Genomic DNA, 14,051 nt, shown 5'->3' with positions numbered 1-14,051 from the left:
TTAGGCCAGACAGGAGTCATGCTTTTCTCAACAGTGCTCAGTGAAGTCTGCATAGAAGCGCTGCGCTACGTCGGGATGCGAGCGCAGCCGCCCTTTTAAATAATTCCAGCCAACTTCCCGCAGCAGCGGATTTTGCGGATCGCTGTCCGGCCCCTGCGCCAGGTTCGCCAGCGCTTCCGGCAGCTGATATACCGGCACCACGGCGTCAAGCTGTGCGCCAAGGAAAAAGGCAACAGATAAACGCTCCTGTGTTGTCTGCGGCGATATCACGCGGTGCACGGTGGCACGCAGATAGCCGTTGGTCGCCAGCTCAAGCAGTTCTCCAATATTGACAACAAATGAACCGGGTAAAGGCGTCGCCGCTGTCCATTCGCCTGGCCGAATCTCAACCTCCAGACCTGGCTTATCATCCTGTAGCAGCAGCGTCAAAAAACCGGAATCCTTATGCGCGCCAACGCCCTGACGCGATTCGCTGTCGGTGCGCCCCGGATAACGGATCAGTTTGATATGCTCATTGGGGAAAGCGCCGTAAAGGCCGTCGAAAGCGTCCCGCGGCAGTTGCAGCGCCTCGGCGAAAGCGCGCAGCAGTTTCAGCGCGACCCCAGTCATTTCCTGCTGCCAGCGCGTTAGCACAAGTTGCAGTTCCGGTAGCGCTTGCGGCCACTGGTTAGGCCCCTGCATTCTTTGCCATGCCGGAATGTCTGGCGAAACGGGTAGCGCTTCTCGTTCCGCGCCGATATCGAACTGTTCGCGATAGTCGGGCTGATTACGGGTTATCTCTACGCCAGCAAGGTTATAGCCGCGAAAATGCGGCGAATTCGCCATTTTGACCCTGAGTTTTTCTTCCGGCGGTAAAGCAAAGAACGCGCGAGCGACCCGCTGCACCCTGTCGATTAACGCCTGATCGATCCCATGATTGCTCAGATAGAAAAAACCGGCCTCACGTGCCGCCCGGGCAAGCGACTCAAGCAAGGCTGCACGCTGCTGCGCCGAGCCGGTTAATTGAGCGAAATCAATAACCGGAAGCGTTAAAGGACTTTGTTGGCTCATGACTTTTATCCTGGCTGAAGGAGGCCTGGTTCCACATTGCCACTCCAGCCGTACTATCTCTACGAACTATTTCTGCTATCTATATGCAAATATCGGAAGCCATTTTCCCTCGTTTATTACCTGTTCTTTGCGTTGAAACCCGACCAGCTCCATCAGAAGAAACGGCTAAACCTTCCTGTTAAGAAGATAGCCACCAGCCCGAAAATAAATAATCAGCCTGCCACGCAAGATTACTTATTAATATTAAAATGAAAAACCATAATATTACCCAACCATCTTAACCCGAAATAAAAAAGAAAAGAACCACATCATTTTAAAACAGAAACTCAGATTAAAATATCCGCGTAATGATTTTCGTGCGGATTCATTTTAACAATAAAATTTAATAAGAAACCAAAAAAGAGTTATCCCTATGAATTTTCTACTACACTTACCCTCTTACCAATTCAGAATAAAGGAGGCCGTGTGAAAGAAATCTTTCATACAAACTATTTGAAGTTGATTACGTCAGTGACCTTCTGGGGTAACATTCTGCTGGTAGTGGTGATCACCGCTGTGACTTTCTTCCTGATCCGCAAAGTTATCTCGCTGCTGGAAAAACGGATAGGCTCGTGGGCGGAAGATCATGAAAATCGCGTGGCGCACCGCGTCTTTCTGGACGTGCTGAAAAGAACCCGGGTTACGCTGATATTTATCGCTTCTTTTCTGTTCAGCCTGCAGTTTATCGTGCTGCCCGGCCAGGTCAGCGGCACCATCCCGCACGCCTGGTTTCTGGTACTGGCGCTGCAAATCGCGCTGTGGCTGGATCAGGCCGTGCAGTCCTGGCTGCGCTATTCGCTGACGAACTACGGCCCGGACTCGCACCGTAATCCCGTCACTACCATCATTCTTGGGCTGTTATTCCGGGCGCTGGTCTGGTCAGTGATGATCCTGTCGATACTGGCCAACGCAGGCGTCAATATTACCGCGCTGGTGGCAAGCCTGGGCGTCGGCGGTATCGCCATCGCGCTGGCAGTACAGACGGTGCTGAGCGACCTTTTCGCCTCTCTTTCAATCGGTATTGATAAGCCCTTTGAAATCGGCGACTTTGTGGTGTTTAACGACGTGGCGGGCACTATCGAACATATCGGGCTGAAAACCACGCGCATCCGCAGCCTGAGCGGTGAGCAAATTGTCTGTGCCAACGCTATCCTGCTGCAACAAACCATCCACAATTATAAAAGGATGCAGACGCGCCGTATCGTCTTCAGCTTTGGCGTGCCGCTGGCGACATCGGCCGAGCAGCTGCGCAAGATTGGCCCAATGATTGAAGAAACGATCGGCCGCATTGATAAAACCCGCTTTGACCGCGCGCATCTGGCCTCTTTCGAGTCCGATCGCATTATGTTTGAGGTGGTGCATATCCTGAAGTTTTCCGACTATAACCAGTACATGGATATTCAGCAGGAGATCAACCTGCGGATCAAAGAGTATCTGGAAGAGACGGGTATTGGCCTGGCCGGACCGCACCGTTTTGTGACCTTTGAAAATTCGCTGCCGCAGCAGGAGCAGCCAGCCTGAGGAAATAGCCGGTGCTTCCGGCTATTTTTGCCAGCGGGCGCGGCAAAAAACGTGCCCGCTGGCCACGCGGCATCCTGACACCAGCCTGGCGATAAGTAACGCCGCTTTCAGTTAAAGAAGCGGCGTTGCCGGTTGCGTCTGATTAGCAAATATCATTAAACTTGGTCTCCTTTAGCACCGCCAGCGTTTCAGCATTGAATCTGGCTCATCCCCTGGACGATCCCATGCCCGTCAAATCCACAGCCGCGCTGTCACGTAGCGATCTCGCCGACCTGAACGCTTTTCGCATGGTGGAACGCCTGCGCAGCTTTACCAAAGCTGCGGTGGAGTTGGGCATTACTACTTCCGCGCTCAGCCACGCTATTCGCAATCTGGAAACGCGACTGGGCGTACGGCTGCTGAACCGCACCAGCCGCGCCGTTGCCCCTACTGAAGCGGGCGCCAGCCTGGCGCTGCGGCTGAACGTCGGCTTTCAGGAGATTGGCGACGCGCTGGAGGAAATTAACCGCCTGCGCGAGCGTCCGGCAGGCCGTCTGCGCCTGAATGTGCTGAGCGACGGCGCGCGACTGATTGTGGGCCGCTATCTGCCAAAGTTCCTCAGCAAGTATCCGGAAGTTGAGGTGGAGGTCTGCGTGGACGATCGCATGGTGGATATCGTGGCGGAAGGCTTCGACGCAGGTATCCGTTTTGGCGGCAGCGTGCCGGAAGACTTAGTCGCCGTAAAGCTGGGCGCGGATCTGAAATGGGTCGCCGTCGCCGCGCCGCGCTATCTTTATCATCGCCCGCCGCTGCTGGAGCCTGAAGATCTTCGCGCGCATTCCTGTATCCGTATGCGCACTGGCCAGGGCGTAATCTATAAATGGGCGTTTCGTCAGGGCAAAGACTACCGCGTTATCGACGTGCCCGGCCAAATTTGCGTCAGCGAAACCACGCTGGCGCTGGAGCTGGCGCTTGCCGGAACGGGTATCGCTTACTGTCTGGAAGACCGCGTAAAAGAGCCGTTGCTGAACGGCGCTCTGCGTGTGGTATTGCCCGACTGGTCACCCGTCGAACCTGCGCTATACCTCTATTATCCTGGCCATCGGCACATGCCCCAGGGCCTGCGCGAACTGATTGCCCTGCTGCGTGAAGAGATAGCGGCAGAAGCACGGCGGGTGCCGCGCCAGATGGCCTCAGGCTCTGTCGCCTGATGGTATTCCGGCAACAAGCCGTCCGCTTTTTCCTGCCGGCGTCGTCCGCTATGGTCACCCTTTGCCAGCCCGTTTCGTCCCGCCAGTTATGGAGCGATCATGAGTAACCCGTCCCGTAAACGTCCGCTAAAGCTCAGCACCGCCGTCAGCCTGATGGTAGGCGCGGTGCTCGCCGTCGTTTTGCTGATCGTACATCTGTTCTATTTTTTCCAGATAAGCCATATCACCCGCACCGGCGTTAAGGACAAAGCGCTGGCGGTAGCGCGAACCCTGGCCGATTCTGCCGAAGTACAGCGCGGCCTGCTGCTGCCCGCCGATCGCAACATTATTCAGCCGCTTACCCTGGCGGTACAGGAAAGCAACCATCTGCTGTTTGTCGTGGTCACCGATATGCGCGGTATCCGCTATTCTCACCCTGATAAAAACGCCATCAACCGCCCTTTCATCGGCGAGGATTTGCAGCCGGCGCTGGCGGGGCAGGAAAACGTTGCGATTAATCGCGGCCAGCTGGCGCAGGCGCTACGCGTATTTACACCGATTTACGACGCCCGGCAGAGGCAGATTGGCGTGGTGGCGGTAGGCATCTCGTTGAGCGAGGTCGCGCAGCAGATCGCGCGTACCCGCTGGTCGGTGTTGTGGACAGCGATGTTCGGCGTGCTGGCGGGCGCTATCGGCACCTGGTGCCTGGTACGGGCCTCCCGCCGCGTGCTCTCCGGCCTGGAGCCTTACGAGATCTCGATGCTGTATGAGCAGCGCCAGGCGATGCTGCAATCGATTAAGGAAGGCGTTATCGCGGTGGACGATCGCGTACAGGTCACGCTGATCAACCGGGCCGCGCAGCAGCTTTTTACCGAAGCGCGTCATCCGCAGGACGAAGCGCCAGGCCCGCTTATCGCCAACCTGCGCGAAGTGGTGCAAAGCGGCGTACCGCAGCGCGACAGAGAGCTGCATTTCAAGGGGCGCGTATTGCTCAGCAATACGATGCCGGTGCGCAGCAAGGGCGTGATTATCGGCGCGGTCTGTACCTTCAGGGATAAAACCGAGGTCAGTCAGCTGGTGCAGCGGCTGGACGGTCTGGTCAACTATGTTGACGCGCTGCGCGAGCGCTCGCATGAATTTATGAACAAGTTGCATGTAATCCTCGGCCTGCTGCATATGAAAAACTACCAGCAGCTGGAAAGCTATATCCTGAAAACCGCCAACGGCTATCAGACAGAGATTGGCTCGCTGCTGATGAAAATTAAATCGCCGGTGATTGCGGGCTTTCTGTTAAGCAAGATCGAACGCGCGACCGATCGCGGCCACCGGCTGATCGTCAGCGAGGACAGCCTGCTGCCGGACTGCGGCAGTGAAACGCAGTCCGCCGCGCTGATCACCGTGCTGGGCAACCTGATTGAGAACGCGCTGGAGGCCGCAGACGGCCAGCCCGGCGGCGAAATCAGCGTGCTGCTGCACTATCAGAACGGCTGGCTGGCCTGCGAGGTCAGCGATGACGGGCCGGGTATCCCGGAGCCCGATGCTATCTTTGAGAAAGGCTTTTCCAGCAAGGGAAGCGATCGGGGCGTGGGCTTATTCCTCGCCAAACAACAAACCGAAAGCCTTGGCGGAAAAATTATTGTAGAGTCCGAACCCGGCGTTTATACGCAATTTTTAGTCCAACTGCCCTGGGATAGAGGAAACAAAAGCGCATGATTAACGTGTTAGTCGTCGATGATGACGCCATGGTCGCCGAGTTAAACCGCTGCTATATCGGCCAGCTGGAAGGATTTCACTGCGTGGGTGTAGCCTCGACCCTGCAACAGGCAAAAGAGATGGCGCTGCATGGCGGCATTGATTTGATCCTGCTGGATATCTATTTACAGCAGGAAAGCGGGCTGGATCTGCTGCCCGCGCTACGCCAGGCGAAGCAGGCGGTGGATGTGATCGTGATCTCTTCCGCCGCCGATGCCGATACCGTCAGGCAATCGCTGCACTACGGCGTGGTGGACTATCTGATCAAGCCTTTCCAGTTCTCGCGCTTTGAAGAGGCGCTGACCGGCTGGCGTCGCCGCAAGACGCTGATGGACAGCCAGCCCTGGTATCAGCAGGCCGATGTGGATCGGTTGCTCCACGGCGATCGGGACGCGCCAGCCGAAGGCAAACGCCTGCCGAAAGGCCTGACGCCGCAGACGCTGCGCACGCTCTGCCAGTGGATTGACGCGCACCCGGCGGAAGAGTTCTCTACCGATGAGCTGGCGGTAGCGGTCAATATCTCCCGCGTCTCCTGCCGCAAATACCTGATCTGGCTGGCGCAGTGCCATATTCTGTTTACCAGCATCCACTACGGTGCAACCGGCAGGCCGGTCTACCGCTATCGGCTGCAGGCCGAGTACAGCGAGCTGCTTAAACAGTACTGTCAATAACACGCCAGCGCTCGTCCAGCAGCCGGAAAGGCTGTTGGGTCGCCAGCACCACCTGCTGCTCTCGCGTTACGAAAATGGCCTCGATCTGCGGATAATCCTTCAGGAAGACAAGGCTCTGTTCAACGCCCAGGCCATACAGCAGCGTGGTAAAAATATCGCCGTCGAGCGAGCGGTCAGAAATGACCGTTACGCCCAGCAGTTCGTTATCCAGCGGATAGCCGGTTTGCGGGTCGAGGATATGGTGATAGCGGCGGTCGTTCAGCTCGAAGTAGCGTTCATATACGCCCGACGTCACCACAGATTTATTGCTGACGGCGACGCTGCCGATCAGCGCGCCCGGCTCGCCAAAAGGCCGCTGCAGGCCTATCGCCCATGCCGTTTCGCCTGCGGGTGCATCAAGCGTTTGCAGGTTGCCGCCAAGATTGATTAGTCCGCAGAAGCAGCCGCGCTGATGCAGAAAATCCCTGACCACATCGGCGATATAGCCTTTGGCTATTGCGCCCAGGTCGATCTCCATGCCGGACTGCGGCAGAAACACCGTCTGCTGCTGCTCGTCCAGCTGCACGCAGGCGGGATCGGTTAACGCCAACAGCGCCTGTAGCTCGTGCGCGGGCGGTACGCTGTCGCCCTGAAAACCAATTTTCCAGCGCTTCACCAGCGGCCCGATAGCGAAGTTGAAACAGCTGCCGGCCAACAGGCTCACTTCCCTGGCACGTTTGATCAGCGCAAACACCGGCGCGCTGACCGCAACGGGATGGCTGCCCGCCGCCGCGTTCACCGCCATCAGCTGCGAACCGGCACGATTCACGGTAAACAGATTTTCCTGCTGGCGGATCAGGCGGAACACGTCGCCCGCCAACTTTTCGTCGTGCTCCGCCAGCTTCAGCAGGATGGGCGAGCCCATCAGCACCGCAGAGTAAGCGTAAAGTCGCGCATCAGCTGGCATAGTGGCTCTCCGGTGTGTTAATGATGCAGGGCGAAATCAGCCGCGTGACGTCCGGCCAGCGTGCCGAAGATGATGATATCGGCAATGGCGTTGCCGCCGATACGGTTACCGCCGTGAATGCCGCCGACAACTTCGCCCGCCGCCCATGCGCCGGCAATAACCTGCTGCTGCTCATCCAGCACGGCGGTATCGCTGTTGATGGTGACGCCGCCCATCGTATGGTGCACGCCGGGCGCGATGCGGATAGCGTAAAACGGCCCCTGGTTCAGCGGATGGCGCATCGCAGTTTGACGACCAAAATCCTCATCCTGCTGGCGCTCGACAAACAGGTTGTAGCGCTCCAGCGTCGCCAGCAGCGCGTGCAGATCCATATTGAGCTTGATCGCCAGCTCCTGCGGCGAAGACGCGCTGACCACAAAGCCTTTGGCAAGGTATTCGTCGGCCGCCTTGTTGTTCAGCCTGACCTGCTCGTCAAAAATCACCCAGGCGCTTTTCTCCGGCAGCGCGATAATATCCGCCGACACTTTGTCACGGGTCGCCATCTCGTTGCAGAAACGGTGTCCGGCCTGGCTGACCAGAATGGCGCCGCCGCCGCGAATCGATTCGGAGATCAGATAGGAGGTGGTCTGCTCTACCGTTGGATGGATCTGGATTTCGCCCATATCCACCGTGCCCGCACCGAGTTTCTGCAGCAGCGCGATGCCGCTGCCGGTCGCCCCCTTGTGGTTAGTGGTGACAAAGCCGTCCAGCTCCGGCCGGTAATGGGTGACCATTTCGCGGTTGGCGCTGAAGCCGCCAGTGGCGACAATCACGCTGCGGGCGTTAAGAATGCGGCTGTCGTAATATTCATCGACCACTTTTACGCCGCTGACCCTGCCGTCGGTATAAATGATCTCTTCCACAGAGGTTTCCAGCAACACCTCAATATTGCGCTGGTTGATGTTTTTCACCAGGCCGCTGATCAAAAAGCCCCCTACCGCCGAGCGGTCTGCCGGACGATGAGTGCGGTCGATGCTCATGCCGCCGGTGATGGTGATATCGTTCAGCTCGATGCCTTTCGCCGCCAGCCATTCGATAGCCTCAGGCGCCAGCTCCACAAACTCTTTCAACAGTACGGGGTTGTTTTTGAAATGGCCGCCTTTCATAGTTTCTTCATAGAACAGCGTTTTGCTGTCCTTGATGCCTTTCAGCTTCTGGAAGCGGGTTTCCGCCGCGTTCATCCCTACCGAGGCCTTGATGGTATTGCCGCCGATAGTCGGCATTTTTTCGATAATGGCCACGCGCGCGCCTTCGTCATGCGCCTGTATAGCCGCTGCCAGCCCTGCACCGCCGCTGCCGATCACCACCACGTCATAGTTTTGCGGCGCCTGCGGATTGCCGCCCTCTTCTATTACATGCTCTTTGCTGGAAGTGGCGAGCGCCCGTGAAACCGCTTTTTTCAGCGCTTCACTTTGGGTGGTGGCACCGGTAATGGCATCCACATGCGGGCTGTTAGCAACCAGAATACGGTTGCGCAGGCTTTCGAAAGTGGTGGTGAAATCGACGTCGAGCGTGTCGTCCGGCACCAGCGTGATATCGGTAATGCGGTCGGTATCCAGCGCGACGTTGATTTTCAGCTTCAGCGCCTCCGCCTCGACTTTTTCCTGATAAACACCCGCTTTATATTTGCGGCCGGTCGCGCTCATATCGCGGATCATCGCATCCACCAGCGAGAAGCGCCACAGCGGCTCAGGGATTTTCAGCGCCTCGCGCCGGTTGCTGTCGATATAGAGTTCAAGATGGTCATTGTGAATAATGCGATCGGCCCAGTCAGGATAGGCGATGCAGGCTTTGCCGATTGCCACCAGATCGAAACCGTGCTCCAGCCCGCTTTCGGCATCGGATTTATTCACCACGCCACCGACGCCGATCACCGGAATTTTTGCCAGCGTTTCGGAGCGCATGGCGCGGAATTTGGTAATCAGCGGCGTGGGATCCTGGGTATCAACGATAGAAGGCCGCAGCAGCTGCCCTACGGAAAAGTGCACGTAGTCCAGCCCGCGCTCGGCGAGTTTTTCCAGCAGATACATAGTGTCGTCAAAGCGGATACCGGGGACTTCCAGCTCTTCCGGTGAGAAACGGTAGCCGATGATAAAGGTATCGTCCGCGAAGCGTTCTGCCATTTTATGCGTAATATCCAGCACCGCCAGCGGGAAGCGCGTACGGTTATCGCGGCTGCCGCCCCACTGGTCGTCGCGCTGGTTGGAATTGGGTGAATAGAACTGCTGGATCAGGTAAGTATTCGCGCCGTGCAGCTCCACGCCGTCGAAGCCGGCCTTGATGGCGCGGTTCACCGCGTCACCGAATTTGGTGATCATCACCTCGACTTCTTCGCCGGTCAGCGCCTGCGGCGTGGTGGCGCCTTCACGCGGCGCGGCGATGGCGCTGGGCGCAACCGGCGTTCTGCCGCCGATCAGCTCCGGCTCCACCATCCTGCCGCCGTGATAAATTTGCAGAATAGCCTGCGAGCCTTTGGATTTGATAGCGCTGGCTATCCGCGCCAGGCCGGCGATTTTGTTATCGCTGTCAATGCCTATCGCGCCGGGAAACGCCGGCCCTTTGGGATCGATAAAACAGCACTCCACGATCACCGCCCCCAGGCTGCCGGCACGTTCGCGATAATACTCTACCAGTTCACTGGTGACGGTACCGTCGTAGAATCCCGTACAGGTGGTCATTGGCGCCATTACCAGACGGTTTTTTAATACGGCGCCATTTGGCAGCGTGAGCGGATTAAGGATCGGGGTGAGCGTATTCATTATTATCGACTCCAAAATTTAAATTTTTGAACCGTGTTACATAAGAAACGTTTTCGCTTAATTAACGGGTTCCGTTTTATGCGATAAATATATCAATTCTGTATTTATTAAATTGGTTAATTTAGTTATTAAACTTTTTAAATTACCAGAAATAATGATTGCATCAGGTAACACCGCCACCGCTCTGATTGTTAACCATTAGTTAAACAAAAGCAAACTCCAATTTTTACCAAAAAAAATAAAACCAATAAAATCAAATGATTAAAAACAGATCCAGCTATTTCAGGAAATATAAAAGTAACAGTAAACTGCTCTGTCTGTAACAATAACGGGAAGACGATTGGTGAAAAGGCGTTTTCCAAAAAAAAGAACAAAACGGCTGGAAATATTTATTGATCCAGATCAATATTATTATTCAGAGCGACCTGCATTATCTTCACAGTTACTTAATAGTATGTTAAAAACATGTTTAAAAAGGTCATCCTGTCACCAGGGTCGCGGTAAATAAGCCCGTTAAAAAAGGGCATAGCCATTAACCGGGACATATCTCTTTTATTACTGTTAACTTGCAGATCATCACTATGAAAACAAAATCAACGTCGAGTGGATCGCCCGCCTCGCCGGGAACCAAAAAACGCCTTGTTATGCTTTTTCTGCCCGTGTTGGTCACGGTGCTGCTGCTGCTGACGCCGGTCCCCGGCGGGCTGGAGCCTTACGCCTGGCGCTTCTTCGCGGTGTTCGTCGGCGTCATCGTTGGCCTGATCTTCGAACCGTTGCCCGGTGCGGTGATCGGCCTGACCGGGGTAGTGGTCATTGCCCTGTTCAGCCACTGGCTGCTGTTCAGTCCCGCCGAGCTGGCCGACCCAAAATTCCAGGCCGCCACGCAGTCCTTTAAATGGGCGGTCAGCGGGTTCGGCAATTCTACGGTCTGGCTGATTTTCGGCGCGTTTATGTTCGCCGCAGGTTATGACAAGACGCAGTTTGGCCGCCGCCTGGCGCTGATCCTGGTGAAGTACCTGGGGCGGCGCAGCCTGACGCTGGGCTACGCCATTACCTTCGCCGATCTGCTGCTGGCGCCTTTTACCCCGTCCAACACGGCGCGCAGCGGTGGGACTATCTACCCGATTATCGCTAACCTGCCGCCGCTGTACGGTTCCAAACCCAACGATCCCAGCGCGCGCAAAATTGGTTCTTATTTGATGTGGGTGGCGATTACCGCAGCCTGTATTACCAGCTCGATGTTCCTGTCGGCGCTCGCGCCTAACCTACTGGCGCTGGCGCTGGTGAAAAGCATCGTCGGCTTCGATATCTCCTGGGGGAACTGGTTCCTCGCTTTCCTGCCGCTGGGCCTGCTGCTGATCTTAACCATGCCTTTACTGGCCTACTGGTTCTACCCGCCGGAAGTGAAGATCAACGACGAGGTGCCGCGCTGGGCAAAAAGCGAGCTGGAAAAACTGGGCAAGCTGTCGCGCAACGAAATGCTGCTGCTGCTGTTTGTTTGCTGCGCGCTGCTGATGTGGATTTTCGCCACCAGCTGGATTGAACCGGCCATGGCGGCGCTGCTGGTTGTGGTGCTGATGCTGTGGACGGGCGTGCTGAACTGGAATGATATCACCAGCAATAAACCGGCCTGGAACACCTTCGCCTGGTTCGCCACGCTGGTGGCGCTGGCGGACGGCCTGGCGCGCGTCGGCTTTATCGCCTGGCTGGGCAAAGAAGGCGGCCAGCTGCTGACCGGCATCGATCCGCAGGTGGCGGCCGTGATGCTGCTGGTCGCCTTCTTCCTGCTGCACTACCTTTTTGCCAGCACCACCGCTCATACCACCGCGCTGCTGCCGGCTATGCTGACCATCGCTGCCGCCATCCCGGGCATCAATATGCCGGTCTACTGCCTGATGATGGTAACCTCGCTCGGCGTGATGGGGATTATCACCCCATACGGCACCGGCCCCAGCCCGATCTACTACGGCAGCGGCTATCTGCCGACCAAAGACTACTGGCGTCTTGGCACTATTTTCGGCGCGATTTTCCTCGGCGGCATGATGCTGATTGCCTATCCGTGGATGGTCATGATGTTCTGACTGTAACAACCCCAGGCTGACGGGCCTTTCCCGGCCCCAGCCTCTTTCCTTGCCGTGGCCCACGCTACGGCTTACCAGGTGAGCTAAATGTCAAACAAACCTTTCGTCTATCAAAACCCTTTTCCTCTCGCCCCTGACGAAACCGAATACTATCTGCTGAGCAGCGAGCACGTTTCCGTCAGCGAATTCGCCGGTCAGGAAGTGCTGAAAGTCGAGCCGGAAGCGCTGACCCTCCTGGCCCGGCAGGCGTTTCACGATGCCGCTTTTATGCTGCGTCCCGCGCACCAGCGCCAGGTCGCCGCCATCCTGAGCGATCCAGAAGCCAGCGAGAACGACAGGTATGTGGCGCTGCAATTTTTAAGAAATTCCGAGATCGCGGCGAAAGGCGTGCTGCCGACGTGCCAGGATACCGGCACGGCCATTATTATGGGCAAAAAAGGCCAGCGCGTCTGGACCGGCGGCGGTGATGAAGCGGCGCTGTCGCAGGGCGTTTACAATACCTACAGCCAGGATAATCTGCGCTATTCACAGAACGTCGCGCTGGATATGTATCGCGAGATCAATACAGGCACTAACCTGCCTGCGCAGATCGACCTCTACAGCGTGGACGGCGATGAGTATAAATTCCTCTGTATGGCTAAAGGCGGCGGCTCCGCAAACAAAACCTACCTGTGGCAGGAAACGCGCGCGCTGCTTAATCCCGGCAGGCTGGAAGCCTGGCTGACTGAGAAAATGCGCACGCTGGGCACCGCGGCCTGCCCACCTTACCATATCGCCTTTGTGATCGGCGGCACCTCGGCCGAAAGCACCCTGAAAACCGTTAAGCTGGCCTCAACGCATTACTATGACGGCCTGCCGTTTGAAGGCAACGAACATGGTCAGGCGTTCCGCGATCGCGAGCTGGAACAGGCGCTGCTGGCGGCCGCGCAGAAACTGGGGCTGGGTGCCCAGTTCGGCGGCAAATATTTCGCTCACGATATTCGGGTGATCCGCCTGCCGCGCCACGGCGCTTCCTGCCCGGTCGGCATGGGCGTTTCCTGTTCCGCCGACCGCAATATCAAAGCGAAAATCAACCGCGACGGCATCTGGATTGAAAAGCTGGAGGATAATCTGGGACGCTATATTCCGGCCGAACTGCGCCAGCAGGGCGAAGGCGAGGTGCATCAGATTAACCTCAACCGGCCGATGGAAGAGGTTCTGGCGCAGCTGTCGCGCTTCCCGGTTTCTACCCGTCTTTCGCTGAGCGGTACCATTATCGTGGCGCGCGATATTGCCCATGCGAAGTTTGCCGAACGGCTGGAAAGAGGCGAAGGTTTACCGCAGTACCTGAAAGATCATCCCGTTTATTACGCCGGCCCGGCCAAAACACCAGAAGGCTACGCTTCCGGCTCGCTTGGCCCGACGACCGCCGGACGAATGGATTCTTATGTCGATCGTTTACAGGCCAACGGCGGCAGCCTGATTATGCTGGCGAAAGGCAACCGTAGCCAGCAGGTGACCGATGCCTGTCGCGAACACGGCGGTTTTTACCTGGGCAGCATCGGCGGCCCGGCGGCGGTGCTGGCGCAGCAGAGTATCAAGAGCCTGGAGTGCGTGGAATACCCGGAACTGGGAATGGAAGCAGTGTGGAAGATTGAGGTGGAAAACTTCCCGGCATTTATCCTGGTTGATAATAAAGGCAACGATTTTTTCACGCTGATTACGCAAAATCAGTGCGGTAAATGCGCTAAATAATCCACGGCTCCTTTATCGGATAAAAGAGCCAGCCATGAGCGCGCCAGATAACGGCTGCTGGCGCGCTAATACAACGACAGTGCCCCGCCCTTTATATGCTAAATTCGCTTATCATCCGCAATGCTTTCTTTTTCTGGCGCTGATTATTTCCTGAAAAAGTAACCTACGCCCTATATCTGATGGAACAGAAGCGCGCAGTAAAAAATAAACCTGATAAAATATCACAGGGTTATTTTTGGAAAACGCCTGGTAAAACAGGCCGGTTTTTCTTACGCGCCTGGCTACGACGA

9 protein-coding genes are annotated in these 14,051 nt (G+C 56.5%); 6 read left to right on the top strand and 3 right to left on the bottom strand.

All coding sequences use genetic code 11. From position 1 onward, the window contains the following. Positions 1-27 precede the first annotated feature (27 nt). Complete coding sequence (locus tag EGK14_RS13910; protein WP_125289693.1) at positions 28-1,050, bottom strand: isopenicillin N synthase family oxygenase; 1,023 nt, start codon at positions 1,048-1,050, stop codon at positions 28-30. Between the two features lie 465 nt (positions 1,051-1,515). Here EGK14_RS13910 and EGK14_RS13905 point away from each other — a divergent pair, with 465 nt between their 5' ends. The 4 genes from EGK14_RS13905 to dcuR all read left to right on the top strand — a co-directional run bounded on the left by EGK14_RS13905 (position 1,516) and on the right by dcuR (position 6,202). Further along, entirely contained in the window at positions 1,516-2,610 is a 1,095-nt protein-coding gene (locus tag EGK14_RS13905; protein WP_125289692.1) for a mechanosensitive ion channel family protein, read from the top strand. A gap of 224 nt (positions 2,611-2,834) precedes the next feature. Continuing rightward, positions 2,835-3,800, top strand: coding sequence for a LysR family transcriptional regulator (locus EGK14_RS13900; RefSeq protein WP_125289691.1), 966 nt, complete (start codon positions 2,835-2,837; stop codon positions 3,798-3,800). A gap of 99 nt (positions 3,801-3,899) precedes the next feature. Continuing rightward, on the top strand, positions 3,900-5,492 hold the full coding sequence (locus EGK14_RS13895) for a sensor histidine kinase (protein ID WP_125289690.1): 1,593 nt from the start codon (positions 3,900-3,902) through the stop codon (positions 5,490-5,492). Then, positions 5,489-6,202 carry a two-component system response regulator DcuR gene (dcuR, locus tag EGK14_RS13890; protein ID WP_125289689.1) on the top strand — a complete coding sequence of 238 codons (714 nt, stop codon included), beginning with the start codon at positions 5,489-5,491 and terminating at the stop codon, positions 6,200-6,202. The genes EGK14_RS13895 and dcuR overlap by 4 nt, the downstream gene beginning before the upstream one ends. Here dcuR and EGK14_RS13885 read toward each other — a convergent pair. Then, positions 6,183-7,148, bottom strand: a complete 966-nt coding sequence (locus EGK14_RS13885) for an FAD:protein FMN transferase (protein WP_125289688.1) — start codon at positions 7,146-7,148, stop codon at positions 6,183-6,185. The genes dcuR and EGK14_RS13885 overlap by 20 nt on opposite strands. A gap of 17 nt (positions 7,149-7,165) precedes the next feature. Further along, on the bottom strand, positions 7,166-9,946 hold the full coding sequence (locus EGK14_RS13880) for a flavocytochrome c (protein ID WP_125289687.1): 2,781 nt from the start codon (positions 9,944-9,946) through the stop codon (positions 7,166-7,168). A gap of 581 nt (positions 9,947-10,527) precedes the next feature. On the opposite strand from EGK14_RS13880, the gene EGK14_RS13875 reads away from it, so the two are divergent. Then, positions 10,528-12,027: a DASS family sodium-coupled anion symporter gene (locus tag EGK14_RS13875; protein WP_125289686.1), complete on the top strand. Its 1,500-nt coding sequence runs from the start codon at positions 10,528-10,530 to the stop codon at positions 12,025-12,027. 87 nt (positions 12,028-12,114) lie between these two features. Further along, on the top strand, positions 12,115-13,761 hold the full coding sequence (gene fumA, locus EGK14_RS13870; RefSeq protein ID WP_125289685.1) for a class I fumarate hydratase FumA: 1,647 nt from the start codon (positions 12,115-12,117) through the stop codon (positions 13,759-13,761). Positions 13,762-14,051: the final 290 nt, after the last annotated feature.

It is taken from the genome of Erwinia sp. 198, from assembly GCF_003937915.1.
GTDB lineage: Bacteria > Pseudomonadota > Gammaproteobacteria > Enterobacterales > Enterobacteriaceae > Erwinia > Erwinia aeris.
Note: the sequence above shows the minus strand (reverse complement) of the source record. Positions and strands in the feature narration are given on the sequence as shown.